This is a genomic window from Angustibacter aerolatus, assembly GCF_054776675.1.
The window spans coordinates 1-548 of the sequence record NZ_BAAHBM010000212.1; the positions used below are offsets into that span (position 1 = coordinate 1).

Here is a 548-nt window from a genome sequence, read left to right on the forward strand (position 1 = left end):
CCCCGACGGCGCGCCGGCTGGCCGACCGCGTCGAGGTCGGCACGGCGCCGGTCGTGCAGGCCGGCGCCGCCCCGGGTGCCGGGCCGGCGCTGCGGGCAGCGCTGCACCAGCGGCTGCACCTCGTCGAGGCGCTGCGCGATCTCGCCGCCCTGGTCGTCGTGCTGCTGCACGCCTGCGCCGGGCTCGAGCGGCGGGTCGCCGACGCGGTGGCCGCCGCCGCCGACGACCCGGGCGGCGTCTGGTCGGCCGCCACCAGCGCGCTCCCCGCGGCGGCCGACGCCCGCTCGCTGGGCTCCGCCGCGCTGCCCGAGGCGCTGCGCCTCGTCGAGTCCCTGCCACCCGACACGGCGCTCGAGCTGCTCGTCGCGCAGCCCGGGCTCGCCGGTCTGCTGGTGCATGCGCACCGCGACGACCTCGGCGCGGGCACCTCGGTGCGCGGTGCTGCACCGGGTCCTGGCGACGCAGGCGCTGCGGGCGGTCCGGGCGGTCCGGGCGGTCCGGGCGGTCCGGGCGGTCCGGGCGGTCCGGGCGGTCCGGGCGGTCCGGGC

General features: G+C 82.3%; 1 pseudogene. It reads left to right on the forward strand.

Annotated elements, in window-relative coordinates:
• Nucleotides 1-548, forward strand: a pseudogene (locus ACYVI6_RS18850) (hypothetical protein); the annotation flags it as partial.